24 protein-coding genes are annotated in these 25,498 nt (G+C 42.0%); 13 read left to right on the top strand and 11 right to left on the bottom strand.

Annotated features, from left to right (window positions below; translation table 11 throughout):
- Nucleotides 1-84 precede the first annotated feature (84 nt).
- Both FTV43_RS04355 and FTV43_RS04350 read left to right on the top strand, forming a co-directional pair.
- Entirely contained in the window at nucleotides 85-258 is a 174-nt protein-coding gene (locus FTV43_RS04355) for a DNA gyrase inhibitor YacG (protein ID WP_154321096.1), read from the top strand.
- 240 nt (nucleotides 259-498) lie between these two features.
- Nucleotides 499-678, top strand: a complete 180-nt coding sequence (locus FTV43_RS04350; RefSeq protein WP_179994942.1) for a hypothetical protein — start codon at nucleotides 499-501, stop codon at nucleotides 676-678.
- Between the two features lie 50 nt (nucleotides 679-728).
- Here the strand turns inward: FTV43_RS04350 and FTV43_RS04345 are convergent, their stop codons facing one another.
- The 5 genes from FTV43_RS04345 to FTV43_RS04325 all read right to left on the bottom strand — a co-directional run bounded on the left by FTV43_RS04345 (nucleotide 729) and on the right by FTV43_RS04325 (nucleotide 5,119).
- Nucleotides 729-1,373 carry an MBL fold metallo-hydrolase gene (locus tag FTV43_RS04345; protein WP_179994941.1) on the bottom strand — a complete coding sequence of 215 codons (645 nt, stop codon included), beginning with the start codon at nucleotides 1,371-1,373 and terminating at the stop codon, nucleotides 729-731.
- An 18-nt stretch (nucleotides 1,374-1,391) separates the two neighbouring features.
- Nucleotides 1,392-2,405 carry a ferrochelatase gene (gene hemH, locus FTV43_RS04340; RefSeq protein ID WP_179994940.1) on the bottom strand — a complete coding sequence of 338 codons (1,014 nt, stop codon included), beginning with the start codon at nucleotides 2,403-2,405 and terminating at the stop codon, nucleotides 1,392-1,394.
- A 65-nt stretch (nucleotides 2,406-2,470) separates the two neighbouring features.
- Nucleotides 2,471-3,499 carry a DUF4062 domain-containing protein gene (locus FTV43_RS04335; RefSeq protein WP_179994939.1) on the bottom strand — a complete coding sequence of 343 codons (1,029 nt, stop codon included), beginning with the start codon at nucleotides 3,497-3,499 and terminating at the stop codon, nucleotides 2,471-2,473.
- 86 nt (nucleotides 3,500-3,585) lie between these two features.
- Nucleotides 3,586-4,461 carry a glutamate racemase gene (murI, locus tag FTV43_RS04330; protein WP_004975969.1) on the bottom strand — a complete coding sequence of 292 codons (876 nt, stop codon included), beginning with the start codon at nucleotides 4,459-4,461 and terminating at the stop codon, nucleotides 3,586-3,588.
- Between the two features lie 46 nt (nucleotides 4,462-4,507).
- A complete protein-coding gene (locus FTV43_RS04325; RefSeq protein WP_179994938.1) occupies nucleotides 4,508-5,119 on the bottom strand; it encodes a DUF1285 domain-containing protein in 612 nt (203 codons plus the stop codon).
- 195 nt (nucleotides 5,120-5,314) lie between these two features.
- Here FTV43_RS04325 and FTV43_RS04320 point away from each other — a divergent pair, with 195 nt between their 5' ends.
- Together FTV43_RS04320 and FTV43_RS04315 are read left to right on the top strand one after the other, a co-directional pair.
- Nucleotides 5,315-7,027, top strand: a complete 1,713-nt coding sequence (locus tag FTV43_RS04320; RefSeq protein ID WP_179994937.1) for an electron transfer flavoprotein-ubiquinone oxidoreductase — start codon at nucleotides 5,315-5,317, stop codon at nucleotides 7,025-7,027.
- A 411-nt stretch (nucleotides 7,028-7,438) separates the two neighbouring features.
- Nucleotides 7,439-8,572 (top strand): hypothetical protein, encoded by a 1,134-nt coding sequence (locus FTV43_RS04315; protein ID WP_179994936.1) that lies wholly within the window; start codon nucleotides 7,439-7,441, stop codon nucleotides 8,570-8,572.
- Between the two features lie 137 nt (nucleotides 8,573-8,709).
- Here FTV43_RS04315 and FTV43_RS04310 read toward each other — a convergent pair whose 3' ends face one another.
- The 3 genes from FTV43_RS04310 to tusA all read right to left on the bottom strand — a co-directional run bounded on the left by FTV43_RS04310 (nucleotide 8,710) and on the right by tusA (nucleotide 11,831).
- Complete coding sequence (locus FTV43_RS04310; RefSeq protein WP_131261087.1) at nucleotides 8,710-10,170, bottom strand: autotransporter outer membrane beta-barrel domain-containing protein; 1,461 nt, start codon at nucleotides 10,168-10,170, stop codon at nucleotides 8,710-8,712.
- A gap of 20 nt (nucleotides 10,171-10,190) precedes the next feature.
- Nucleotides 10,191-10,847 (bottom strand): hypothetical protein, encoded by a 657-nt coding sequence (locus FTV43_RS04305; protein WP_179994935.1) that lies wholly within the window; start codon nucleotides 10,845-10,847, stop codon nucleotides 10,191-10,193.
- A gap of 726 nt (nucleotides 10,848-11,573) precedes the next feature.
- The gene (gene tusA, locus FTV43_RS04300) at nucleotides 11,574-11,831 is read right to left on the bottom strand and encodes a sulfurtransferase TusA (protein ID WP_004975955.1); all 258 of its coding nucleotides are present in this window, start codon (nucleotides 11,829-11,831) and stop codon (nucleotides 11,574-11,576) included.
- A 197-nt stretch (nucleotides 11,832-12,028) separates the two neighbouring features.
- Between tusA and FTV43_RS04295 the strand changes: the two genes are divergently transcribed.
- Together FTV43_RS04295 and lnt are read left to right on the top strand one after the other, a co-directional pair.
- On the top strand, nucleotides 12,029-12,868 hold the full coding sequence (locus tag FTV43_RS04295; RefSeq protein ID WP_004975954.1) for a CBS domain-containing protein: 840 nt from the start codon (nucleotides 12,029-12,031) through the stop codon (nucleotides 12,866-12,868).
- A complete protein-coding gene (gene lnt / locus FTV43_RS04290) occupies nucleotides 12,865-14,421 on the top strand; it encodes an apolipoprotein N-acyltransferase (protein WP_179994934.1) in 1,557 nt (518 codons plus the stop codon). Before FTV43_RS04295 ends, lnt begins: the two co-directional genes overlap by 4 nt.
- Before the next feature lie 113 nt (nucleotides 14,422-14,534).
- On the opposite strand, the gene gspG is transcribed toward lnt, so the two are convergent.
- Nucleotides 14,535-14,969, bottom strand: a complete 435-nt coding sequence (gspG, locus tag FTV43_RS04285) for a type II secretion system major pseudopilin GspG (RefSeq protein ID WP_004975950.1) — start codon at nucleotides 14,967-14,969, stop codon at nucleotides 14,535-14,537.
- A gap of 76 nt (nucleotides 14,970-15,045) precedes the next feature.
- A complete protein-coding gene (gspF, locus tag FTV43_RS04280; protein WP_179994933.1) occupies nucleotides 15,046-16,251 on the bottom strand; it encodes a type II secretion system inner membrane protein GspF in 1,206 nt (401 codons plus the stop codon).
- A gap of 152 nt (nucleotides 16,252-16,403) precedes the next feature.
- Here gspF and FTV43_RS04275 point away from each other — a divergent pair, with 152 nt between their 5' ends.
- The 7 genes from FTV43_RS04275 (at nucleotide 16,404) to FTV43_RS04245 (ending at nucleotide 23,959) form a co-directional block, all read left to right on the top strand.
- Nucleotides 16,404-18,626, top strand: a complete 2,223-nt coding sequence (locus tag FTV43_RS04275) for a primosomal protein N' (protein WP_179994932.1) — start codon at nucleotides 16,404-16,406, stop codon at nucleotides 18,624-18,626.
- A gap of 72 nt (nucleotides 18,627-18,698) precedes the next feature.
- Nucleotides 18,699-20,540: a monovalent cation:proton antiporter-2 (CPA2) family protein gene (locus tag FTV43_RS04270; protein ID WP_154321101.1), complete on the top strand. Its 1,842-nt coding sequence runs from the start codon at nucleotides 18,699-18,701 to the stop codon at nucleotides 20,538-20,540.
- Nucleotides 20,541-20,590: 50 nt separating this feature from the next.
- Nucleotides 20,591-21,466, top strand: a complete 876-nt coding sequence (gene hslO, locus FTV43_RS04265) for an Hsp33 family molecular chaperone HslO (RefSeq protein ID WP_004975941.1) — start codon at nucleotides 20,591-20,593, stop codon at nucleotides 21,464-21,466.
- A gap of 258 nt (nucleotides 21,467-21,724) precedes the next feature.
- Nucleotides 21,725-22,189 (top strand): DUF2147 domain-containing protein, encoded by a 465-nt coding sequence (locus FTV43_RS04260; RefSeq protein ID WP_179994931.1) that lies wholly within the window; start codon nucleotides 21,725-21,727, stop codon nucleotides 22,187-22,189.
- 256 nt (nucleotides 22,190-22,445) lie between these two features.
- The gene (locus FTV43_RS04255; RefSeq protein ID WP_104852969.1) at nucleotides 22,446-22,907 is read left to right on the top strand and encodes a DUF2147 domain-containing protein; all 462 of its coding nucleotides are present in this window, start codon (nucleotides 22,446-22,448) and stop codon (nucleotides 22,905-22,907) included.
- A 364-nt stretch (nucleotides 22,908-23,271) separates the two neighbouring features.
- Nucleotides 23,272-23,607 (top strand): chaperone modulator CbpM, encoded by a 336-nt coding sequence (locus FTV43_RS04250; RefSeq protein ID WP_168417556.1) that lies wholly within the window; start codon nucleotides 23,272-23,274, stop codon nucleotides 23,605-23,607.
- A gap of 88 nt (nucleotides 23,608-23,695) precedes the next feature.
- Complete coding sequence (locus FTV43_RS04245) at nucleotides 23,696-23,959, top strand: YdcH family protein (RefSeq protein WP_104853289.1); 264 nt, start codon at nucleotides 23,696-23,698, stop codon at nucleotides 23,957-23,959.
- Nucleotides 23,960-24,116: 157 nt separating this feature from the next.
- Here FTV43_RS04245 and FTV43_RS04240 read toward each other — a convergent pair whose 3' ends face one another.
- The gene (locus FTV43_RS04240) at nucleotides 24,117-25,355 is read right to left on the bottom strand and encodes a magnesium transporter CorA family protein (RefSeq protein ID WP_179994930.1); all 1,239 of its coding nucleotides are present in this window, start codon (nucleotides 25,353-25,355) and stop codon (nucleotides 24,117-24,119) included.
- Nucleotides 25,356-25,498 lie beyond the last annotated feature (143 nt).

Raw genomic sequence — 25,498 nt, 5'->3', positions numbered from 1 at the left:
CAAACTTACAAAAATTCGGCACAAGTCTACCAAGTCAGGTGCTATTTGCCTAATCCAATCCTGTATTTTTCATAGGAGTTCAGCATGCCACGTACTTTCCCTTGCCCACGTTGTGGCGAAGCTACACAATGGGAAGACAATCCTTTTCGTCCATTTTGTTCCGAGCGTTGCAAACTCATTGATTTAGGCGCATGGGCAAATGACGAGTATCGCTTACCCACCCAAGATGCTCCGCAAGCAGAAAACTCTGAGGAATAAACTCAAACAATTACTCTGCTTAAAGAGTAAAAGTACACCTAAATTTCAGCTCAAAATTTCGTTGGGAAATACAACTACTTTCATCGAAACTTTCACATTTTTGTTAATCAATTGTTCAAAATTTTGTTGCTTAATCATGGCTTAAAAAAGACGAGTTGCACACTATAATCGTGACGCGTGTAGAACACACGCCATTGAACAAAAAATAAGCAATAAAAATAATTTAAGGAACACAACACCATGGAAGCATTCCTTAAAGGAATTTTAATGCTGAGTATTTTACTCGCCACCAGCAGCTCGGGTTTAGGTCTTTACACACATGATCTTTTAATGCTCAGTGTTGGCATCTTACTGACAATTTTCACAATGCTGTTTGCAATTGAAAGCAAACAAATGCTGAATAATCCCTTTCGCAAATAAAAAAGTCAGCGACTGCTGACTTTTTCTTAAAGGATAAATACACACTGCTTTTAACCTGCTTGCCCTGCTACAAACGGGTTATGCTGTTTTTCAAAACCAATGGTGCTGATTGGCCCATGCCCCGAAATAAACTGAGTGTCATCGGGCAAACTAAAACATTCGCGCTGAATTGAATCTAGCAATTGTTGATGATTCCCACGTGGAAAATCGGTGCGTCCAATCGAGCCTTTAAATAGCACATCGCCTGTCCACAAGACGCCATATTTTGCATTATAAAACATCACATGGCCTGGGGTATGCCCGGGTGCATAACGCACTTCAAAGCTTTCTTCACCGAGTTGCAGCACTTCACCACCCTCTAACCACTGTGTAACCGTGACTTGTTCAGGGATAGGAAAACCATAACGTGCAGACACTTCTTGCAGTTGATCTAACCAAAAAGCATCTTCTTTCTGTGGACCAATCACAGGAACATTCCAGTAATGTTGCAACGCACCAACAGCCCCCGCATGGTCTAAATGTCCATGAGTGAGCCACAAAGCTTTCACCGTTAAACCCAACGCTTCAACTTCGGCTTTCAGCTTTTCAGGCTCACCGCCTGCATCAATCAAAATTGCTTCTTTGCTTTCTGCATCCCACACAATCGAGCAGTTTTGCTGAAAAGCAGTGACGGGAACAATTTTGACTTGCAACATGATGGCGAACCTCAAAAATTAATGGCTTAGGTTAAGCTTTACAGCATCAAGATTAGCTTGAAGTAAATGTTTGAGCAAATCCAAATGATCGGCACGGGTATTTAAGGCAGGAATATAGGCATATTGCTCGCCGCCTGCCTGCAAAAACAGCTCTGAATTTTGAATCGCTAATTCTTCTAGCGTTTCTAGACAATCTGCAGAAAAAGCAGGGCTCATAATTTGCACCGACTTCACGCCCTGCTGTCCCCATTCTTCAAGTAAGACATCGGTATAGGGTTTAACCCATTCTTGTTTGCCAAAACGTGACTGGAAGCTAATTGCCCACTGATCATCATTTAAATTTAAAGCATCGGCAAGCAATTTGGCCGTGATCCGACAACGCTCTGCATACGGATCACCCTTATCGGCATACGGCTGTGGAATGCCATGAAACGACATCAATAATTTTTCTGCCACACCATGCTCGGCTTGAAATTCACGCACACTTTGCGCCAACGCCTGAATGTATAAAGGATGCTGATAATAATCACGAATGATGGATAAGCCCGGCAAATTACGCTGCTGTGGCACCCATTTGGCAACGGCATCATATAAAGGTGCAGTCGAGGTTGCCGAATATTGTGGAAATAAAGGGAACAAAATCACGTGATCTTGAGGATTTTGACTCAAAGCTGCCAAAGCCTGTTGAATACCCGGATTGCCATAGGTCATTACCGGTAGAATATTCAATTCAAACTCAGGATATAGCGGCAATAACTGCTGTTTTAAAGCATCAACCTGTTGCAACAAAATTTCCCGCATTGGTGAATCTTGCTGCCAGACCATGGCATAAGCATGTGCAACACGCTTAGGACGAAATGGCAAAATGAATAAGTTCAAAATGATTTGCCAAATCGGTTTTGGAATTTCAATCACCCGTTGATCGGATAAAAACTGCTTTAAAAAACGGCGAACCGCTGCTGCAGTCGGTTCATCAGGCGTACCTAAATTGGCTAAAAGAACGGTTACTTTGGGTTTTGCTGTAGACAACATTCAGCCCTCGTGTCTGATGATTGAGCCCGACTACTTTAACAGTTTTTTCACTCTGTATTGAGAGATTAATACGGTGTTTTAAATGAATAAACCCGATCGGTATCTAGCAAATTGCTCTCTAAAAGTTTTTGCGCTTTTGCCGTGGTTTGCCACAACATCCGCTGACGATCATCACGCCCCGCCTGCACAATCCAGTCATTTTGACGCATTTGCATTTTAATCTGATGCAAGGCCCGAATATTGATTTGGGCACGTGCAACTGCATGCGCACGTGGCATGATCCGACGTGCATCCTCCAAACCAGTTTCATTCAAATATTCATTCATGCGTTTCGAAAAATATTCTTCAGGGGTCGGATGAGTAAAAGTATTGCCTAAAATTGCCAACAACTGCGCCCAGCTTAAGCTTCGCTCAACTTTCAGCTCTCTAAAGTTACCATCCTGATAGGCATGCATGCGATATTCAAAACGATAGGACTCATTCATCGACACTTTAGACAAGCTTAAAAATGGGTCTGCTTCGCGCTGTCCCACATCAGTTTCCAGCTGACGTAACTTACTTTTTAAACCTTCAATTTCATCATGCAAGGCTTGCGTATTTTGCGGACGCACCCAACCAGAGGTCGGATAACGTTCTAGCATTTGCGACATATTAAAGCGGACAGCAAGCTCTAAATCACGCAGAGTGCGGTAGCTAAACACCTGATCGACTTCTTGTTGTAATAATTTGCGGAACTCTTTGAATTTCTCACGCAATTCAGGCTTTTCGTCATGTAAAGATGGATCACGTGAATCTGGGTCTTCGTGCATAAATACAATAATCGGCTTTTGCTTGGTGACTGCATAAATATACTCTAAATGCATATACCCCACGCCCGACACCGATTGCTCACCGTACTGGCTGCCCAATAGAATCACCACATAATCACAATCATCAATTTGACGGCGTGCAAATGCAGTGCTGAGTGAGGTACGTTGTTCTAAACCCCACGAAAAAAAACCCATTCCCACCAATGTTTGTGCCAAGATCACTCGTTCTGGCTGCATATCTGCCCCAGACGTCGAGATAAAGACCTGATAGCGCTTATCGAGCATTGGTTTCCCCTCTCCTATTGCCATTACAAGTCGGTCACCGTCTACTTGTAATACCTTTCCCCAATCATAAAAAAATTATCTTAAAGTCAGTCCACAGTACTCACATTTGCGATACTCCAAGAAATATTGCCTGGAATAAGATGCTGCAACACGGGCTTTAATTGTTCTGCATTGTTCCCGCTGACATAACACGCAATTTGTAAAGTATCTGCCAAACTTTGTTCAAATAATAACTCATTTTTAATTAAAATGCGGGAAGTTTGACGCGCAACGGCAATTCCCGAGTCAATTAATGTCAGTTTCTGACCAAAAATGGACTCAATCGCAGGTTTTAGGAAAGGATAATGGGTACAACCGAGCACCAAATAGTCCGCGCCCTGATCGACCACAGGTTGCAAACTCTGCTGTAAGGAACTTAAACATGCCTCACTCATTTGCGCCCCTTGCTCAACAAAAGGCACTAAATCTAGATTGGTGACATTCAAGACTTGCACTTGAGCAGGAATCGCAAAACGCTGCATCACATCTTTAATAAGTTGTCCGCGAAAAGTCGCAGGCGTCGCAAGTACAGCCACAGTTTTGCTTTGGCTATTTAATACGGCAGGCTTTAAAGCAGGCACTAAACCAATAATGGGAAAATCTTCGCCGTAATGATCGCGCAGATAATCTAGACTAAAAGCAGAAGCAGTATTACACGCCACGACCGCAACTTTACAACCTTGTCGATATAACCATTCGATTGCAGCTGCAGTGAGTTCTCGAATATTTTGATCATCACGTGGGCCATACGGCACATGTGCAGTATCGGCATAATAAAGGATGCGCTCATTGGGCAAATATTCTGCAATTTCAATGGCAACTGACAAGCCTCCTATGCCCGAATCAAAAATACCAATTGGCGCACTGGCTTGTGCTTTTGGCATGGCTTGATTTAAGGGAGAAACAGGATGAATGGCTGTCATAGCAAGAGATTCAGCAATACAAAATGGGATGAATAAAGCTTAAACCTCAGCTGCTTAAATGCAAGTGCAAATCACCACTTTTCAACGATAAAATCGTTTCGCCCTGCGCATTTTCACTCAGCTCACCCAATTCAACCAAATGTAAAAAAGCAGCACGTTGAATCAAGGCATTTATACCAAAACGCACATGCACATAAGGACGCAACTCACCTGCATATTCACGCATGAAAATTGGATGCTCAGCATCCACAATGACAATGTCCTGATGGGTTGTGGTGAGTTGGATATAGTCTTGCTGTGCAATCTGAACAATATCGACCTGATTAATAAATAAAGGTTCGTCTTCGACCTGAATTTCAATTTGTTCCACAGGTGTTTTTAAATAAAACTTGTCTTGCTCTTTCCACAGCACGCTAGAAAACAAATCTATCAGAGCCTGACGCTTGATCAATTGACCTTCGTGCCACCATTCTCCGTTGGCCTTTACCACTAAATCCATTGCACCACAATGCTTTGGATGCCATTGCTCCAGAGGTGGGATTGATCTTTTGTGACCTGACTGTCCAGTTTTTATATATTGTGCAATGTCCATTAAGTTTTTATTATCAGCCGTAGCTACATTTTCTGTCGGTTTGATTGAATTATCGTCATGCTTCATGCTGCGGTACCTTACTGACGGAAAAATAATACGATTCAGCCAATTGGCTAAGACTCGGTTTAAAACTATACTAGCTCACAATACTTGCCCATACTGTAAAAGACATAATTAAATTTGTGTCTGGAAACTAGAAATACTCATGGCAGCACCGTTGGTTTCTGCGGTTGCCACCTTCAATTATATGAGGAGTCCTACATGGAACACATCGAACGTGAATCGATGCAGTTTGACGTTGTAATCGTAGGCGCAGGCCCTGCGGGTCTTTCTGCCGCGATCAAAATTCGTCAACTTGCAATTGAAAACAATTTAAATGATCTGTCCGTTTGTGTGGTCGAAAAAGGCTCTGAAGTTGGTGCGCATATCCTTTCAGGTGCAATTCTTGAGCCTCGCGCCATCAACGAGTTATTCCCTAACTGGAAAGAAGAAGGTGCGCCTTTAAATGTGCCTGTGACTGAAGATAAAACTTTCTTCTTGATGTCACCTGAAAAAGCTCAGCAAGCGCCGCATTGGATGGTGCCAAAAACCATGCATAACGATGGCAATTACGTGATCTCTTTAGGCAACGTGGTGCGTTGGTTAGGTCAAAAAGCCGAAGAATTAGAAGTTTCTATTTTCCCTGGCTTTGCGGCATCTGAAATTCTGTACCATGCCGATGGTACGGTTAAAGGTATCCAAACTGGTGACATGGGCATTGGTAAAGATGGCGAACCAACGCATAACTTCACACCGGGTTATGAATTACATGCTAAATACACCATTTTTGCAGAAGGCTGCCGTGGTCATTTAGGTAAGCGCTTAATCCAGCAATTCAATTTGGATAAAGATGCCGATCCGCAACACTACGGGATTGGTATTAAAGAACTTTGGGAAATTGACCCTGCAAAACACAAACCAGGTTTAGTGATGCACGGTGCAGGCTGGCCATTAAGTGAAACAGGTTCTTCAGGCGGTTGGTGGTTATACCACGCAGAAAATAACCAAGTGACTTTGGGTATGATTGTGGACTTGTCTTATACCAACCCACACATGTATCCATTTATGGAAATGCAGCGCTGGAAAACTCACCCTCTAATTAAACAGTATCTAGAAGGCGGCAAGCGTATCTCTTATGGTGCGCGTGCTGTAACCAAAGGTGGCTTTAACTCATTGCCAAAATTCACCTTCCCAGGTGGTTCTTTAATTGGTGATGATGCAGGCTTCTTAAACTTTGCCAAAATCAAAGGCTCTCATACCGCCATGAAGTCTGGCATGCTCTGCGGTGAAGCGGTATTTGAAGCAATTGCTGCAGGTGTCGCAAAAGGCGGTGACTTGGCGATTGCTCGCGTAACTGAAGGCGAAGATTTCTTTGTGAAAGAACTAACGGCTTACACTGAAAAATTCAACAACAGCTGGCTTAAAGAAGAACTTTATAGCGCACGTAACTTTGGTCCTGCAATGCATAAGTTTGGTCAATGGATGGGCGGTGCGTTTAACTTTATCGACCAGAACGTGTTTAAAGTACCATTTACCTTGCATGATTTAGTGCCTGATTTCAGCGCACTCAAAACTGTAGATGCAACCAGCTTTAAACCGAACTATCCAAAACCAGATGGCAAGCTGACTTTTGACCGTTTATCTTCAGTGTTCGTATCGAATACCGTACATGAAGAAAATCAGCCAGCGCACTTGAAGCTAACTGATGCGTCTATTCCAGTAAACGTAAACTTGCCTAAATGGGATGAGCCTGCACAGCGCTACTGCCCTGCGGGTGTTTATGAAATCATGGAAAATGATGATGGTTCAAAACGCTTCCAGATTAACGCAGCCAACTGTGTTCACTGTAAAACCTGTGACATTAAAGACCCATCACAGAACATCACTTGGGTAACACCTGAAGGTGGCGGTGGTCCGAATTACCCGAATATGTAATTGCGAATTGCAATTGAGAAACCCAAAAGCAGTGCCTCGGCACTGCTTTTTTTATACACAGTTTACAAAATTACCAAGGTCTTATAATCCCTTACATTTTTTAGGTATTTCTCTATTCAAAAGCAGGCGATTGAATCACTTTCCTTGTTATGCTGTTTTTGCTTATTTTTTATCTTTTTTATTTTTAGTTTTTTTATTTCGTTTTTTTTCAGACTTGAACAACCGAAAATGTTGTTTTGTCAGCTTTTATACAATGCTATTCGGTATTTTATGCAGCACTTAGCATGGTAGCAAAATGTTGTAGATGCTGACTAAAACTGACTTGAGTGGAGTATAAAGCAGTACTTTGAGTTTTATCTTGCTCAAGCATTTGGTTGTTCTTCTTATTTTCATTAGAAGAGGAATTCCAACATGCTTAATTTAACAGACACCCTCAACCAACTTAAAAATGTGCAGGCACAACCTGCAGTCAGCTTATTTCTACCCACACATCGTACCTTTCCAGACAATCAGCAAGATGTGATTGCTCTTAAAAACCAACTTAAACAACTCGAAGAACGCCTGTTGGCAGACTATGACAAACGTCTGGTGGCACAAATTTTAGAACAGATTCATCATCAAACCAAAGATTTGAATCCCAACTACCATTTAGACAGTCTGGCTATTTTTGCCACAGCCGACAGTGCACAAGTACTGCGTCTGCCATTCCCTACCCAAGAACGTATTGTGATTGATCAACAATTTTCAGTGCGTGATTTTATTCGTGAGCTATCTTATGCAGTGCAATACTATGTGGTAGTGATCAGTCGTGAAATTGGACGTCTGATTAAGGCCTCCAATGATCGTGTAATTCATGAGTTTTCTGTAGATGACAGCGACTTGAATGAACGACTGCCACATGGTGCATTTCCTGTTCAAAATGATAACTTATATAGCACCAGCGGTGCAGAACGTGCCACAGCCACCAATGAAGACCGTTTACTCAAAGAGTTTTTAAACCGTGTCGATAAAAACGTGCAAACTGTACGTGCCAGTGAGCCGTTGGACTTGGTCATTGTGGGTGACCGACGCAATATCAGTTTTTATGAATCTATTTGCGACCAGCCCAACGCCATTATTTTCAGTGTAGACAACGTCACTCAGCTAGAACAAGGCAGCGCACAACACATTATTGACAGTATTCAGACCGAGCTAAAAAGCCATCAACAACAATTGCATCAGCAACATGTGCAGCAACTGGATGAACTCTATGCCAGTGACCGTGTTGTGACCGATCTGCAGCAAATTTATCAGGCAGTGTTGCAAAATAATGTCGATACTTTATATGTTCAACAAGGCTACATGCAGACGGGTTGGGTCGATACCGACAAGCAACGAATTTATCTAGATCAAGCGCACGCACCTGACAGCGCACAAGCCACAGACGATGTGATCAACCATATTATTGATGCAGCACAGCAACACGCTGCCAATATCGTATTTATTCCTGCCGATTATTTACAGTCCAAAGCACCACTGACTTTAATGAGTCGCTATGCGGTCTAAAACTCAGTCCATTTGACTGTGATCTAAAAAACAGCCATGCAGATTTATCTACATGGCTGTTTCAATCAAGATTCAAACTTCTCATTCATACGCAAATCTACGCTTTTTCATGACTTTCTCATGAATAAAACGATCAATTAGAATCGAGTCGTTACCGCCAACTGTACCCGATGACTGTCGCTATGTGATCGCCCGCTATATTCATAATTCAAATTGAGAAAACTATGTTGTCCAAAGTGAAGTTGTGAACCTAAGGCAGCATGATATTGACCTTGATCGGCATGCCATGCATCAAACTTCAGTTTCTCCGCTGTGCCTACATAATGGGTATCTAAATATGCTTTTTCCTGAATCGGTTGGCTGTAATACAAGCTGCCTTGCAATTGCCATGCTGGATTCAACTGGTAATTGGCTTGCAAACCTGCACCAAAATTCCAGCGCTGCATCACCAAATCATCTAAGCTGTTGACACCATCCTGCTGAGTTTGTTCGGCATGAACATAATGTTGGAACGAAGCGTCTAAATACGGTTGAATCTGCATTTTTTGACTGAGTGGATAGCTATAATCTAGACGCAAACCTGCGGCATACATTTGTCCATCAAACTGTATTTTTTGTGCTTGAGCATGACCACGCTGCGCGTCAACATCCACCTGCATGCCTTTTAACCATGCCGCGACACTTAAATCACGATTAAGCTGCTGTGCTGTCCCCATAGTTAGTGCATAGGCTTTGCTCTGACTGCTATTTTTTGAGCCTGTTTGTACGGCATCATCTAAGTTCAGTTGACTGAAATCGGCCTGCGCTGCCAAGGTCATCCCTGCCAGTTTTGTTGCCACACCAACACCTTGATGATGACTACGGCGCTCACTATTTAAGCCGACATAATCCATATCATAACTTTGGTAATCACCCGAAAACCAAAGCTGTTTGGGTTGTGCGGTTGCCAAACGCTGTGCAAACTGACGTTCTTGCTTGCTGCTTTCTTCTGCGACATTTAAAACGGTATTGGCATAAAAACTTGGATCAAGTTGATGAAACAGTTGATTCAATGCCTGCGTAGAAACTGTACTTTCAGCAGCATTGCTATAACGTATAGTTTGAGCAAAATTGTTAAATAAGCGATTGGCAAAAACTTTTTCAGCATCTTCCAGCGTTTCTAACTGTTGTTTCTGATCAAGACTTGCTAAAACTACATCTAAATTACGGGCAACCTGAGTACGTCCTTCAAGTTCAGCAGCAAGAGCCGCCACCGTTTCAGTCGATTTACGCTTTGCCGTAATCACCACATCGGTATTGATTGTATCTGCCGCACGTACAGGCTCGCCCGTTGCATTCAGTTCAGGACGATAACTAACTTGTGTCAACTCAAATAATGGATTGCTTGAGCGATAAGCATCGAACTCACGTTGTACGCCTTGTTGCGCACGTAATACGGTAGTTTGTGAACCTTGTGCAGTAATAAGTGGCTGATCAAGTGGCACTTCATCAAACAGGTTCAACGTCCCTGCCAAATTGGCGGTTCCCGTTACCGTCAGCAAATTGCCAAAACGTGCTTTAAAACCCGCATGTTGCTGCTGATCTGCAGCAATCTGCATCGAATAGTTGCCTGTGATGGTTAAATTGCCTTCGTTTCAAGAAATGCACTGCCTGTTTCGACTTCTAAAATGTTTTGTGAAGGTTCAGGTTCTTGAATCGCACTGCCCATCTCGATGTCAGAGGTATCTTGTGGTGCTTCAATATCTTGAATTGCACTATCGATCAAAACGGTGTCGGTTAAAGCAGGCTCTACTGCAGGTGGAGCTACCACATCGACAGGTTGCTCTGCTTCTGACGGAGGTGATTCAAGTGTAGGTATCGTATCAGGCTGATTGACATCATTATTTTCTAAAACGGTAGCATCATCGCTAGGTACAGCATCATTGCTGTCTAAAAGTGAATCTTCAGTTGGTGATGTATTGCCATGATCTGTACTGCCACCACTCAAACCACCGCCATTGGATGATGCATCGCCATGATCTAGCTCTAAATTCACAGGAGGTTGATCGGTAATGGGTGCAGATGGTGCGACAGGTTGCTCTACTCCGCTGCCAATGCCTTCATTTGTAGTCGGTTGATCTTCTTGGCTGACATTTTCTGCCCCCAACACATCAGTGACTTGAACCGTGCTTGACTGAGAGCCTGAACCCGATGAACAGCCTGATATACTCATGGCCAATAAACACGCCACACTCAGTGGCTTTAAAGAAAAGTTTTGCTTTTTATCTAAACTCATACCGTACTCAATCAAAATGATGATAACGCAAGATTTATTGATGATTGATCACGTAAAAAATTAAGCAGATTTTGCTCAGTCTAAATGGCATATTTTTTTAAGATAAAGACAATCAGTTAAGCCCCCCAAAATTATTTTTCTTAACTTGATTACTTTAATGCGACAGCTTAATCAGCTTTTTCAGCCTTATAAAACATAAACACTGCCATATAACATTCAAACCAAGCAAAACCCCAAATCTGCTTAATTTTATCCCCAAATGTTCTGCAATCGAACTCAATAAACTGATCGCATTATAGGCTAATTTTTCCATATATTAAAAAATATTTAAAATAATTTTGTTAAAAATCAATAACTAAACAATAGACTAAACTCACACTCTAAAAATTATTTCTTATACAACACACAGAGCTTTGTTAGATTTTGCACAAGCACACAACTTGCCCTATCAATGCAGAAAAGTTGAAAAGTCCCTTAAAAAATGTGTAGCAGATAACGCAACTCGTGGATCGTTTCGCCATTTTTTAACTCAAACTGTGAAGCAGGTTGGATTGATGCAAAATTGATGAAAAATTAAAAATAAAGTTGAACGTCATGGCTAAAAACACAAAAGGCATATTTCAACTTGCATGAATTGCAAATGAAATATGCCTATATGGATCACATGACTATTTTATCGTGTTTAAATTATAGTGTTCTAAAAGTCCTGAGGCTAATTTTTGCCTATTAGCCTTTTTTCACCAAATAATGAAATTCTTTATTGCCTTGCTCATCTAAGCGTTCTTCTTGCAATAACAACTCATGCCCCAAATGCATGCAAAATTTTGGAATATCCCAAGACGTCGAATTGTCAGTTGCAAACACTTCAACCACATCGCCAGACTTAGATTTGCGAATGGCTTGATGCAGCATCATCACAGGTTCAGGGCAACGCAAACCGCGGGTATTCAGTTGAATACTAGGTGTGACAGGAAGTTCAGACATGCACAGACTCGATATTAAAACATCGGGCTAGTTTAGCATAAAGCGCAGCCTTGTTTTATGTGTTCCCGCTACGCACAGCAACACATCTCGTGACGTAATTGCCGTCATTTTCTCCCAAGATTAGCAATAGACAACTGTATTTTCTAAGGTATGATTAAGCTAAGTTTTTTAGATATAAAGAGTCTTTAGGAAAGATCATGCACGAGGAATCAGGCCCATCGTGGGGTATGCGTGGCCTAAGAAAATGGTTAGGCACTGCACCAGAAACCCGCGATGAATTGCTAAAATTAGTACAAGATTCACGTCGTTTTTTAGAACCCGATACGGTGGCAATGCTCGAAGGTGTTCTGGATTTACCTGCCACCAAAATCCGTGAAGTCATGACCCCACGTACCGCCATGATTAGCTTACAAGAAGATGATGAGCTACTCGACATTTTGCATGTACTGGTCGAATCGGCACATTCACGTTTTCCTGTGTTCTCATCTGACCAACCCGACAACGTGGTGGGGATTTTATTGGCAAAAGATTTATTGCCTTTACTGACCGAACAAAGAACCAAAGTCGATATTCGTGCCTTAATGCGTCAGCCGTTATTTGTGCCTGAAAGTGCTCGTTCAGACCAAGTATTGCGTATGCTCAAAAACACCCAAACCCATATTGCAGTGGTGATTGATGAGTATGGCACCACTTCGGGCTTGGTTACTTTAGAAGATATTTTAGAAGAAATTGTCGGTGAAATTGAAGATGAACACGACAATATTGACGAAGAAGCAGAATACATCATCCCCGATCACGACCCAAAAACGGCAAATACTTGGTTAGTACAAGCACTTACACCAATCGAACATTTTAATAATGTTTTAGATGCAGATTTTTCTGACGATGAAGTAGAAACTGTGGGCGGTTTATTGCTTCAGGAAATTGGTTTGGTGAGTGATTTGCAAGGACAAGTGATTGTGATTGGCAACTGGGAGTTTACCATTCTTGAAGCAGATGCCCGCACTATTCATCTGATTCGAGCCGTACGTCAATGAGGACTTTTTTTTCCAAGCTGTCTAATCCTGCAGAACATCAACAACTGCCCTTAATTTATCCATTAATCATTGCCCTATTGGCAGGTGCAGTGTTTAGTTTGGCACTTGCTCCCTATCATTACTGGTGGATTGCCTTACTTTCACCTGCTTTGCTGTATGCGACTTTAAGCAAACGCACCCCGAAACAGGCCTTTTTGATTGGTTGGTCTTACGGGATTGGGTTGTGGTTTGTCGGAGCATTTTGGCTCTATACATCCATTCACGTCTATGGCGACACCAATGCCTTTTTAAGCGTGCTGATGATTGTCATTCTGGCGCTGTTGATGGGTTTGTTTACTGCCGTACAAACGTGGTTATATCGTCGGTTTTTCCCTGAAACACCACTGACTTTTGCACCGCTATGGGTATTTTTTGAATGGGCGAAAACTTGGGTCTTTACAGGTTTTCCATGGCTGTTTGCAGGTTATGCCTTCACCGAACGCTTTTTGGATAGCTATGCACCGTTGTTTGGTATTTTCGGGGTGTCTTTTGTGGTCATCTTGCTGGCCTGTGCGTTGGTTGAAGTCCTTAAAAAGCGTATCTTCTGGCTGATTCCATCGGCAATTTTACTTTTGGGTGCATGGGGTGCAGCACAACTCAGTTTTGTAACTGCAAAATCTGAAAAGCCACTCTCGGTTTCTCTGATTCAAGGCAACATTCCTCAAGACTTAAAGTGGCTAACCGAATACCAAATTAAGACCTTGGAAATTTATACCCGCTTGACCCGAACTGAATGGGGACGCGACATTATTGTTTGGCCTGAATCATCCATTCCAATGTTCCAGACCGATATTGAACCGTTTTTGGATGCCATGAAAACACAGGCTGAAAAAACGGGCAGTTCGTGGGTGACAGGTATTCCGTATTGGGACTTGCCTGAATCACAAGTGCAGCAACATCCAATGTATTACAACAGCATTATGGCAACGGGAGATGCGGCTGAAGGCTTGTATAAAAAGCAGCGTCTGGTGCCTTTTGGTGAATATATTCCGCTTTCAGGCTTACTGAGTTGGGTACTACCTGCGATGCAAAATGACCCATCCATGAGTGGTTTTTCACGTGGAGCGTCTGAGCAAAAACCGCTTGCAATTAAACAGCATCATTTGGGGGCAGCCATTTGTTATGAGGTGGCTTATCCGAACCTGACCCGCCGCAATGCTAGCCAAAGTGACTTTTTGGTAACAGTATCCAATGATGCTTGGTTTACGGGTACTGCAGGGCCATTGCAACATTTACAAATGGTACAAATGCGCGCCAAAGAAAATGGACGCTGGTTTGTTCGTGCCACCAATACAGGTGTGACCGCATTTATTGACCATCATGGGCATATTGTCAAACAAGTGCCAATGGATCAGGAATTTGTGCTGCGTGGTGATCTGCCTGCCATGCAAGGTCAAACACTGTATACCCAACTCAGCGATTGGCCTGTGCTGATTTTCTCATTGCTGTTGTTAATTATGGGGTGGATTTATCGACCACGTCAGGTGGATGTGTCGTTTAAATCACGTCGTTAATAGTACTGTTCAATAGCGGCTAGAAATAACCATTCATAAAAAAACCGAGCATTAAGCGCTCGGTTTTTTTTTGGAGTTCACTGAATCAATATATAGACTCAACTCATCTTCTATTAAGGCTGATAATAAATGTCGGCATCGGTACCTTCACCACCCTGCTGACCATCTGCACCAAAAGAATATAAATCAAATGGACGACCTTCTGAACCCGGAATCACATATTGGATGTCATTATCCCAACTGTCTTTCGGATAGCCCCCTTTCACATAACCGCCTGGCAACCAGTTTTTAGCCGAAGCAGGCTGATTCACCAAGGCATCTAAACCACCGTCTTGCATTGAAGGATATTTTTGATTATCGAGTTTGTATTGATCGAGTGCGCCAGCCACACCTTTTAAAGTAATAACCGTAGTATCTACTTTGGCTTTTTCACCACGTCCCATTACGTTCGGTACGATTAAAGCCGCCAACACACCTAAAATTACAATCACCACCATGACTTCAATCAGGGTAAAACCAGACTGTTTACTCGGTTGCTTCTGTTTCATTCAATCTCTCTCATTTATTTATATCAATTCGACATTTATTTTAGATTCTGTTTGAAGAACGATGCTTCAAAACGATTTAAATCATATTGTTCATATTCACAATTGGCAGCATGACCGCAATCACAATCACCAGTACAATACTCGCCATCAGTACCAACATCAACGGTTCTAATAATGCCAACAGGGTAGAAATCAGTGTGGTCACTTCACGGTCTTGCATGTCTGAAGCACGTGACAGCATACGGTCTAACTCGCCCGAGGCTTCACCACTTTTGATCATTTGTACCATCATCGGTGGGAAATAACCACTGCGCTCTAATTGCGTCGCCAAGTTACCACCTTCAGTGACTTTTTCTGCCGCCAAATTGACCGCATCACGAATGACCCAGTTATTACTGACCGCAGCACCAATTTTTAGCGCATCCACCAAAGGCACACCCGACTGAGTCAAAATAGACAAGGTACTGGCAAAACGCGCGGCATTAATCCCACGTGATAATTTTGCAAATAGCGGCAACTTTAAGGTTAAACGGTCAAAGGCATAATGCCCTGCGGTGGTGCGTAAAAAACGCGCCAACAACAATACCCCCACCACAGAAGCCACCAGTAAAAACGGCCATGCAACACGAATAAAATCACTGGCTTTCATTAATGCCACGGTGATCCACGGCAAGGCATCTTTGCTCTGATCAAAGGTTTTAACAATATCGGGTACGACATAAGTCATTAAACCCATCACAATCGCAAAAGACATCAGCATTAAAATGATGGGATAAATCATCGCCCCTTGAATTTTTTTCTGCATGGCAAAGCGGTTTTCGGTGTAATCTGCCAATTGTTCCAGAATTAAATCCAAATGCCCCGAACGCTCGCCTGCGGCAATGGTGGCAATATATAAGTCTGGAAAACGCCCCGATTGTTGTAAAGCATTGGCCAGTGAATAACCTTCCAAAACTTTGGAACGCACCGACATCAACAAATTTTGCACATGGGCTTTTTCACTTTGCTTGCCCACAGCGCGCACGGCTTCTTCTAAAGGAATTGCAGCAGCCACCAAAACCGATAACTGACGGGTCAGCAAAGCCAAATCATAGGCGGTGATTTTTTTCTGAAACCATTGTTTGCCACTGTGTTTATCTTTTTGCTCAACGGCATCGACACTGACAGGAATCCATTCTTTGTCGCGTAATTGCTGACGGATTTGTCGTGCAGAATCACCCTCTAAAACACCTTTTTGCTGCTTCCCTGAAGCGTCAATGGCAGTAAATTGATATGCTGGCATTGTAATGCTCTAATTTTCCAAAATTTCTTGCAACGCAGTTGCGTCTGACCACTAAAATCATTCATATTCTTAGATATAAATTCTGTGCTCACTCTAACACATGCCAAAGTCGAGCACGAAGCCATTTTTCACAGGACGGTACGACTTTTTCTATGCCAGATTCAACTTTAGACCGACAGCCTGTTTATCGTATTCGAGTGGCTGTGCCCGTATATCTTTACGACTGCTTCGATTATATGCTCAGTGCAGCTCAATATCAGCAAGCAGAAGTGGGCGCGCGGGTCTTGGTTTCTTTTGGTCGGCAAAACTTGGTTGGGATTATTGTCGAAAAACTGGCACTCGACACCCCAATTGATCCACGTTTTAAACTCAAAGCCATTAGCGAACTGTTAGATGAGCAAGCGATTTTAGACCCTAAAGTTTTAACTTTGTTGACATGGTCGGCACAATATTATCAATTCCCGATTGGTGAAGTGATGCAAAGTGCCTTACCTAGCTTATTGCGCCAAGCCAAACCCTATAATTTATTGGCACGTACTTGGAAATTGTTGGATGCACATGCCGAAGCTAAAATTACACGCTCAGAAAAACAACAAGAAGCCTATAAAATTTTAAAGCTGCATCCTTCGGGAACTTCTGAAAATATTTTAAATTTGGCAGGCATTGAAACAGCAACCCTAAAAGCCTTGGCGAATAAAGAAATTTGCGCATGTGTTTTGGAAGCCCAAGATTTTAGCCCAATGCCAGTGACTTTGGCGCAAATGCCTTTAACCCCTAATCCAGATCAGAAAAAAGCCATCGACAGCGTACTTAAAGTACGGCAGCAATATAAAGCATTTTTACTGGATGGTTTAACGGGTAGCGGTAAAACTGAAGTGTACTTACACATCATGCATGAGGTACTAAAACAGGGCAAACAAGTGTTGGTGTTAGTACCTGAAATTGGTCTAACGCCACAAACCATTAGCCGTTTCCAATCGCGTTTTCACTGCCACATCGCCCTCTTACATTCAGGTTTAAATGATTCCAAGCGTTTGCAGGCGTGGCAAGCCGCACAAACGGGCAAAGCCTCGATTATTTTAGGTACACGTTCTGCGATTTATACCCCATTGCCAAATTTAGGCTTGATTATTTTAGATGAAGAACACGACCTGTCTTTTAAACAGCAGGAAGGTTTTCGCTACCATGCCCGTGATGTTGCGCTCTATCGTGCCCATCTGGAAAATTGCCCTGTTATTTTAGGTTCGGCAACTCCAAGCATTGACAGCTATGCACTAGTCGATCAAGGCAAAATGCAATGTCTGGAATTAAATCAACGCGCGGGCACGGCACTCATGCCCAAAATCCACCTGATTGATTTAAAAATTGCCAAAAAACAGCACGGTATTAGCCAACAATTGATTGATGAAATCAAAAAACGCTTGGCTAAAAAAGAACAAGTTTTGGTGTTTTTAAACCGACGCGGCTATGCACCCGTATTGATTTGTGAGAGCTGTGCATGGCAAGCCAAATGCCCGAATTGTGATGCCAACTTTACCTTGCATCATCAACCTTATACACATTTGCATTGCCACCACTGCGGTACGATTCATCGTAAACCTGAGCAATGCCCTGCCTGCAACCATGCAGAACTCAAACCAATTGGCATGGGCACTGCCAAAGTCGAAGACAGTTTAAACGAGCTGTTTCCCACTGTAGATGTGATTCGGGTAGATCGTGACTCAACCAGTCGTGTTGGCAGTTGGCAAAAAATTTATGACCGTATTCAACGCAGCGAACCACTGATTTTATTGGGCACGCAAATGCTGGCCAAAGGGCATCATTTTCCCTATGTGACATTGGTGGCAATTTTAGATATTGATTCAGGCTTACTTAGTGTGGATATTCGCGCACCTGAACGCACGGCTCAACTGATTGTACAAGTGGCGGGACGTGCAGGGCGTGGTGAGCATAAAGGTGATGTTTATTTGCAAAGTGTGCGTCCTGATCATCCACTTCTCACCACATTGGTCGAGGGAGATTACCGCAAGTTTGCCAAACAAACTTTAAAAGAACGCAAAGCTGCACAATTACCGCCTTATCGTTACAGTGCTTTGATTCGCTGTGAATCTAAAAGTCAGGAATTAAACCAGCAATTTTTACAACAACATGCACAATGGCTTAGAGAACATTCAGAACAATTAATTGAAATTTGGGGGCCGATTCCTGCGCCAATGGAACGTAAAGCAGGACGTTTCCATGCACACATGGTGTTGTTGTCTAAAGATCGGGCACGCTTACATTTTTATATCAGGAACTGGTGGCAAAATATGTTGCATGAAAAGCCATCCAGCATGAAACTAAGTTTAGATATAGATCCGCAAGAATTTAGCTAATACTGTAAATTGAAACTTAGCTGTATCAGCACTTATTTCAATAATCCACCGCTTTAAACTTTGGATGACCACATGTCCTTATTGTTACAAATAACCATTTTTCTAGGCGCTTCATTGGTTTTGGTTCCCTTACTAAAACGCTTTGGTATTGCGACCGTATTGGGCTATTTGTTTACAGGCATTTTGCTAGGGCCTAGCGTATTCAATATTGCCAGCGACCCCGATGATATTCAGGAACTGGCAGAATATGGTGTGGTGTTCCTGATGTTTATTATTGGCTTAGAACTGCGTCCACAACGGCTGTGGGAAATGCGCAAGCCCATTTTTGTTTTGGGTAGTTTACAGGTCGGCATCACGGGTATTCTACTTGCAATCTTGGCTTTTTTTGCCTTACAGCAAGGCATTGCCTCAAGTGTGGTGATAGGTTTTGCACTGGCACTTTCCTCTACAGCCTTTGTGCTACAAATGTTGCAAGAAAAGCAGCAACTCAACAGCAGTTATGGACAACAATCCTTTTCCATTCTGCTGTTTCAAGATATTGCCGCCATTCCTTTAATTGCCATCATTCCCATGTTAGCAGGTGCAGAATCGACTCATCATGGCATTGCTTATTTTGCTGCAATCATGGCGACCTTTAGCGGTTTGTTCTTATTTAGCCGTTATCTCATGCGTCCATTTTTTCGTTTTGTGGCTAAAAGTGGCGCACATGAACTGATCACTGCTGTCGGTTTATTCATTGTACTTGGCGTGGTCAGCATTATGGATGTGCTGGGCATTAGCACCACCTTAGGTGCATTTTTAACAGGCGTATTGTTGGCAGATTCCGAATTTAGACATGAGTTAGAAGCCAGTATTGCCCCATTCAAAGGCTTATTGCTAGGCTTATTTTTTATGACCGTCGGGATGAGCACCGAACTGGCAATCTTAATGAATACCCCTTGGCTGATTGTAGGCGGTGCATTGCTGCTCCTGCTCATCAAACTGATTAGCCTCACGGCCATTGCCCGTTATTTCCAATATTCTTGGCGCAATAGTTTGTTGTTGGCGACTTGCTTGGCACAAGGCGGTGAGTTTGCCTTTGTGGTGCTCAGTGTCGCACAAAGTGAAAGTGTGCTCAGCCAGGCCATGCTGCAACCACTGACCTTAATTGTGACTTTGTCGATGGTGTTGACCCCAATTTTATATTGGTTGATGAGCAGTCAAATTATTCCTCGCTTAGAACGTGAAAAATCGCCTGAATATGACGAAATTCCCGATACACATCACCCCATGATTATTGCGGGTTTTGGTCGTTTTGGACAAATTATTGCCCGTGTGGCGTACTTGCAGCATCTGCACTTTACTGCCATCGACAGCAATATGGATAAAATTGATTTTGTGCGGAATTACGGCGGTAAAGTCTATTATGGCGATGCCACTCAACCTGAAATTTTACGTGCCGCAGGCATCGAGCATGCCAAAATCTTTATTCTAGCCATTGATGATATTGAAGACTCAATGAACGTGGCACGGCATATTCGCCTGAATTATCCAGCGCTAAAATTACTGGTACGCGCTCGTGATCGTCATCATGTGCACTTATTGCGCGATTTAGGCGTTACCTATATTTGGCGTGAAACGTATTTATCCTCTTTAGGCATGGCCTATCAGGCTTTGCGCGATTTGGGCATTAATGAAAAAGATGCCTATAAAAGCATTGAGTTGTTCCGTGATTATGATGAACAACTCTTGGCACAACAGCAGCACATTTATACCGATGAACAAAAAGTATATGAAACCCATCGTAACGCTTTGGCAGAACTGGAACACCTGTTTGAAAGTGATGCACAAAACCGTGAAATGCCCTTGGGTGTCGATTTAAAACGCGGCTTGCATAGCAGTCATATTGATGTAACACGTGATGCAGCAAACTGACTTGTGTTTTACAATATTGCCACCATTAAAACAGGGTTATGGAGAATTTTATGTCTGATTTACGCCAACGCTTTTTTATTGAAGATAGCCCTGTTCGTGGTGAAGTAGTTCATCTCGAAGAAGCTTTGCAAACCATTTTGAAACAACGTGATTATGTGCCTGCGGTACAAGTGTTGTTGGGAGAAATGCTTTGCGCCACTGCCCTACTGGCCAGTACCCTAAAAATTAAAGGGCGTATTAGCTTACAAATTCAGGCATCTGGCACATTTAAATGGGCCATGGCGGAATGTAACCACTTGGGTGAAGTGCGTGCGTTGGCAGACTACGAACAAGACCCGCGCTTTTTAAGCGCTGAAGACAGCAGTACCGTCCTGAAAAGTTTGGTCAGTCCTGTACTGTTTATTAATATCGAGCCTGAATTTGGTGAGCGTTATCAAGGTATTGTGCCTTTGGACAAAGCCAATTTAGCTGAATGTTTAATGCAGTATTACGACTTATCGGCACAAATTCCAACTCGTATTGTGTTGGCAAGCAATGCCGAACGTGCGGGCGGTTTGCTGATTCAATTGTTGCCGCGTAACAGTGAAGAAGAACAACAACGGGTCGATGAAGATTTATGGCCGCGTGTGACCATGCTGACTGAAACCTTAAAAGCGGAAGAATTGACTGATTTAGACGTCAATGAAATTTTGTACCGTTTATACAATGAAGAACAAGTGCGTTTGCCTGAAGTGGAAGCCTTACGTTTTGGTTGCACTTGCTCCAAAGAGCGCTGTGCCAATGCCTTAATGCAAATTGGTGTTGCTGCGGTACGTGAAACTTTGGAACATCAGAACCCTATTACTATGGATTGTCAATTCTGCAGCACACAATATAGCTTTAGTGCCGAAGAAGCCTTAGGTTTATTTGGAGAACATCTCAGTTAAATGGCATGGTGAATACCATGATTAATATGTGATGCAATGCTGAAAATTCATCAAAAATGAGCAGTACATTCTGCTCATTTTTTATTTACGTGATGACCATCGTCAAAACCTATTATTTTATTACTTTTCATGTGATTAATTTCACAAAACTTTCATGCAATTACTAGAAAATACCGCGTAAATTGGGTATAAATAATCCCATATTTTTTTTATGCCTTTATATATTTTAGGCTGCTTCTTCTCTGGGATATTGATTTTATGAACACCCTGTTCTTTTCTCGTTTAGTTTTCATAAGCGCAATCTGCTGTTCAAGTCTGGCTTATGCTGCCAATGCTGACCCCCTCTTGGGCAAATGGAAAACTTTAGATTACCGCACAGGTTTTTCATTGTCAGATGTTGTCATGAGCAAAGACAAACAAGGTGCTTATGCCGCCAAGATTGTAGAACTCCGTGCTGTACCTGGCGCACCACGTCTGGAAAGCTGCACACTGTGCACTGGTAAAAATAAAGATAAGCCACTTATGGGTTTTGTGCCATTAAGCCACTTAAAAGCAACACCAAGCAATCAAATTGAATTTTATGAAGGTGATTATTTAGACCCACGTACGGGTAAGCAATATAAAACGCGCGCACGCCTAAGCAGTAACGGCAAACATTTAACCCTCTACAATGTAGATATTTCTACCAATGCCAGCCGTAAAATGACTTGGATTAAATACTAATCGCTGTTCTTTCCCCATCTCTTTTTAAGCGATAAAAGTCTGAAATGATTGATATATCCTCAATTGGACTTTTATCGCACTCATCAAAACAATAGCTTCAAAAGCAAACCAAAGTTTTAATTTTCACGTTTTTCTTAGGTATTTCTTTCTAAATTTACCATGATCAATTTGCGTCATCAGTATTTTCTTGCTATAAAGCTCAAAATAGAATTTTTACTCTATTTTTAAGATTTTTAACGCATTTGGGGACACATTGATGAAAAAAAATTATAAAGGGATTTTTGCAGGTCTGATTTTCGCCACACTTTCTAGTTTAAGTTTTGCTGAAAGTGATCCTCTAATTGGCAAATGGAAAACCATTGATGACCGTACAGGGTATTCACGTGCGGATGTAGAAATTCGCAAAAAAGCAGATGGTACCTATGAAGGTATTATTGTTGAAACCCGCAATGTTCCTGGCGCAGAAAAAATGGTGACCTGCACCAAATGTCCAGGCACACTCAAAAATAAACCTTTCCTTGGTTTACCTTTTATTTGGGGCTTTAAACAAGACCCGAAAAACCCACGTGAATTTAACCAAGGCCACGTGCTAGACCCAATTGGCGGTAAGGTTTATAAAGGCAAAGCTCGCTTAAGTGCAAATGGTAAACGCTTAACCTTACGTGGTTATGTTGGTGTTTCTGTAATTGGCCGAAGCGTGACTTGGGTGAAATACTAAGTTCCATCGCCATTCAGAATAAGCTGCTGATCCCAAAGACCCTTTCAAGGGTCTTTTTTATTGTCATACTTTGAAACAATAAGCTTAAACTTTAGGCTATCACTTCTGATGAAATGCTTGAATAATTAAACACATTGCACAAAAAATAATCTATATTGGTTGTGCATTTTAATTCTAAGCAGAATAACTCAACGGCATGGATAGGCCACAAATTCACCAAAGCAATACAAATAATAGACTCAATTGCATGCTATAGGCGCTAAATTAAAGGATCATCCACTTTGATATAAAGCAATCAGATGCAAATACAATCCCTCATTTCAGGTTGATGATTCAACTTGAAATAAACTAGAAGGAGTATGCTATGACCACTATTCTATATCGTGAAACTACTTTAGACGGACAACATACAGAACTCATAGAAGAGTTTACCCAACTTGATTTAAAAAATTTTGCTGCTGCCTGTGGGCAAAGCCCAGAATGGGTCTTACAACTTCTAGAATATGACATCTTGCCTTCCCGCCCTGCAGAACGTATCCATCAATTTTTTGGTGAAGATGTGACTCGCGCTCGTCAGGCCTATCGTCTACAACGCGATTTTGAAGCCAGCTTTTCAGCTGTAGCCATGATGCTAGACCTGATTGATGAAGTTCAAAAATTACGCAAAGAAGTTAAACATCTGAATTTTCAACATAGCTAAGCCAACGCTCTAGCCAAGTCCATTTAAGCTTGCTAGAGCGTTTTTCTTTGTATGCCCTATTAATTGTTTCTTGAGAATGATTGCCACAATGAAGACCAAAGACTGCAACAAAAAGATTAAAAACATGTTCCCTGAATTTCGTGATTTAATTCAGGTATTACGTGACAGCAATCCACATTTTTCAAAAATTTTTGAAGACCATGAACAGCTTGATCGTGAGATTATCCAACTTGAGCTTGATCCTGTGCATCAAATTAATGATGACATTGAAGCGCTGAAGCGTAAGAAACTCAAGCTTAAAGATGAAATGTACCACTTGCTTCGCAATGCACAGAATGATCAACTGGCTTGATACACATTCAATATTCAAATTGAGTCCATCAATATCTCACCTTAAATGTTGAGTTAAGGTAGAGAATACTTGGCTGTATGTGACTGCTCAAACGTACATAAACGGATGATGTACTGTGAATATGCCACATTTTAGACAAGCAAAAGCGATAGCTTAATTATTTCTGCTTGGTCAACTTTTCTACTTCTTTGATGGTGCCTTTTACAGTTTGCTTAATCGGTTCGTAATCTAAAAACCAAAATAAACTCATGTGTTGATCGCTATGTTGTTGCGCCAACATATCAATCACACTTTTTTCACCCCGCCCCACCATGTGACGGCGATAGAAATAATACAGCAACAGTAAAGTGGTCATGACCATTACGCCCAGCATAATCCAAAAGGCCTGCGCATGTCTTAAACCTGGCATAAACTCAAAGTTCATGCCATAAATACCTGTAAATAAAGTTAAAGGAGCAAAAACTGCGGTAATAATCGCCAAAATTCGCATATTCTCATTGGTTTGGTTGGCAATTGCAGAAAAATGCAGATCAATGGCAGTTTGTACTGCAGAACGCAACCGAATAGTATGCTTTTGAATTCGTTCAATATGACTGGTTAAATCGTCTAACCGCACTAAAATAATATCCTGCTTTTCACTACGTTTTTTTCCACGCAAATGTGGGTAGTTATCCACAATTTCATCACGTAATTCTTGCAAAGCTTCAATTTGCTCTTCACACAAATTTTCAACTTGCTGAAATGCCATATTTTCTTGCAGTAATTGATGCCAGCGGGTAAAACGCCGATGACCTTGCAATAATTCTTGTTGCCAATATTCCACACGGCGGGTCAGTGGCATGCGAATATCCAAGTAATCATCAGCCACCAAATTCAGTAAACGTAAAGTCAAATCCAGTGGCGTTGCTGCCAGTTTGCGTGCCTTATTTTGTTCTTCAATCGGACGTTGCACCGCTGCTTCGACACGTGACAAATAGCTTTCCATGACTTTATTGCCCTGCTCACGTACGGTGATCAGCACCTGCGGTGTCATAATAAAACTCATAGGCGTGGTAGCAAGTCCAAAAACCCGCTCATGTTTCTCCCCCAGTTGCAGCCCCGTGGCAATACGGTCTTCGGGAGTAATCAATTTACGAAAAATGAGCAGGTCATAATCATCTAAGGTGTCAAAAGCACAAGGATGTTCAAGATTTAAAATATCACGCACATGATACTCGTTCAGCGACAACTGACTATGCTGAAAAATTTCCTGTTGCCACTGTTCGGCTCGGTTAAGTACATCATCACGGGTACAATCAATCAAGATAAATTCAGGCTCAAGCCCTTCAATTGGCTGTTTTTGCACATAAATATTGGTTTTGTGATTGGTATGCAGATAGAAATAATAACTTTGCATAGAACAGGCTACTCTATTTTCAGTTTTCTTGTACGGTTTTTTGAGATTTTAAGACGTACTCAGTTTAAGCATGAAATGCGATCGTTTTCAAATATGCGTTGCTATTTATTCTAGTGTTCATGTAATGATTGTATCGCCTATTA

It is taken from the genome of Acinetobacter sp. YH16053 (assembly GCF_013417035.1).
GTDB lineage: Bacteria > Pseudomonadota > Gammaproteobacteria > Pseudomonadales > Moraxellaceae > Acinetobacter > Acinetobacter towneri.
The sequence above is the reverse complement of the archived record's forward strand: the minus strand, read 5'-3'. Positions and strand labels throughout refer to the sequence as shown.

Excerpts from the sequence above, each read along its gene's own strand:
- FTV43_RS04355 (WP_154321096.1), top strand. The coding sequence starts at position 85 with ATGCCACGTACTTTCCCTTGCCCACGTTGTGGCGAAGCTACACAATGG.
- FTV43_RS04350 (WP_179994942.1), top strand. The coding sequence starts at position 499 with ATGGAAGCATTCCTTAAAGGAATTTTAATGCTGAGTATTTTACTCGCC.
- FTV43_RS04345 (WP_179994941.1), bottom strand. The coding sequence starts at position 1,373 with ATGTTGCAAGTCAAAATTGTTCCCGTCACTGCTTTTCAGCAAAACTGC.
- hemH (WP_179994940.1), bottom strand. The coding sequence starts at position 2,405 with ATGTTGTCTACAGCAAAACCCAAAGTAACCGTTCTTTTAGCCAATTTA.
- FTV43_RS04335 (WP_179994939.1), bottom strand. The coding sequence starts at position 3,499 with ATGCTCGATAAGCGCTATCAGGTCTTTATCTCGACGTCTGGGGCAGAT.
- murI (WP_004975969.1), bottom strand. The coding sequence starts at position 4,461 with ATGACAGCCATTCATCCTGTTTCTCCCTTAAATCAAGCCATGCCAAAA.
- FTV43_RS04325 (WP_179994938.1), bottom strand. The coding sequence starts at position 5,119 with ATGAAGCATGACGATAATTCAATCAAACCGACAGAAAATGTAGCTACG.
- FTV43_RS04320 (WP_179994937.1), top strand. The coding sequence starts at position 5,315 with ATGGAACACATCGAACGTGAATCGATGCAGTTTGACGTTGTAATCGTA.
- FTV43_RS04315 (WP_179994936.1), top strand. The coding sequence starts at position 7,439 with ATGCTTAATTTAACAGACACCCTCAACCAACTTAAAAATGTGCAGGCA.
- FTV43_RS04310 (WP_131261087.1), bottom strand. The coding sequence starts at position 10,170 with ATGCAGATTGCTGCAGATCAGCAGCAACATGCGGGTTTTAAAGCACGT.
- FTV43_RS04305 (WP_179994935.1), bottom strand. The coding sequence starts at position 10,847 with ATGAGTTTAGATAAAAAGCAAAACTTTTCTTTAAAGCCACTGAGTGTG.
- tusA (WP_004975955.1), bottom strand. The coding sequence starts at position 11,831 with ATGTCTGAACTTCCTGTCACACCTAGTATTCAACTGAATACCCGCGGT.
- FTV43_RS04295 (WP_004975954.1), top strand. The coding sequence starts at position 12,029 with ATGCACGAGGAATCAGGCCCATCGTGGGGTATGCGTGGCCTAAGAAAA.
- lnt (WP_179994934.1), top strand. The coding sequence starts at position 12,865 with ATGAGGACTTTTTTTTCCAAGCTGTCTAATCCTGCAGAACATCAACAA.
- gspG (WP_004975950.1), bottom strand. The coding sequence starts at position 14,969 with ATGAAACAGAAGCAACCGAGTAAACAGTCTGGTTTTACCCTGATTGAA.
- gspF (WP_179994933.1), bottom strand. The coding sequence starts at position 16,251 with ATGCCAGCATATCAATTTACTGCCATTGACGCTTCAGGGAAGCAGCAA.
- FTV43_RS04275 (WP_179994932.1), top strand. The coding sequence starts at position 16,404 with ATGCCAGATTCAACTTTAGACCGACAGCCTGTTTATCGTATTCGAGTG.
- FTV43_RS04270 (WP_154321101.1), top strand. The coding sequence starts at position 18,699 with ATGTCCTTATTGTTACAAATAACCATTTTTCTAGGCGCTTCATTGGTT.
- hslO (WP_004975941.1), top strand. The coding sequence starts at position 20,591 with ATGTCTGATTTACGCCAACGCTTTTTTATTGAAGATAGCCCTGTTCGT.
- FTV43_RS04260 (WP_179994931.1), top strand. The coding sequence starts at position 21,725 with ATGAACACCCTGTTCTTTTCTCGTTTAGTTTTCATAAGCGCAATCTGC.
- FTV43_RS04255 (WP_104852969.1), top strand. The coding sequence starts at position 22,446 with ATGAAAAAAAATTATAAAGGGATTTTTGCAGGTCTGATTTTCGCCACA.
- FTV43_RS04250 (WP_168417556.1), top strand. The coding sequence starts at position 23,272 with ATGACCACTATTCTATATCGTGAAACTACTTTAGACGGACAACATACA.
- FTV43_RS04245 (WP_104853289.1), top strand. The coding sequence starts at position 23,696 with ATGAAGACCAAAGACTGCAACAAAAAGATTAAAAACATGTTCCCTGAA.
- FTV43_RS04240 (WP_179994930.1), bottom strand. The coding sequence starts at position 25,355 with ATGCAAAGTTATTATTTCTATCTGCATACCAATCACAAAACCAATATT.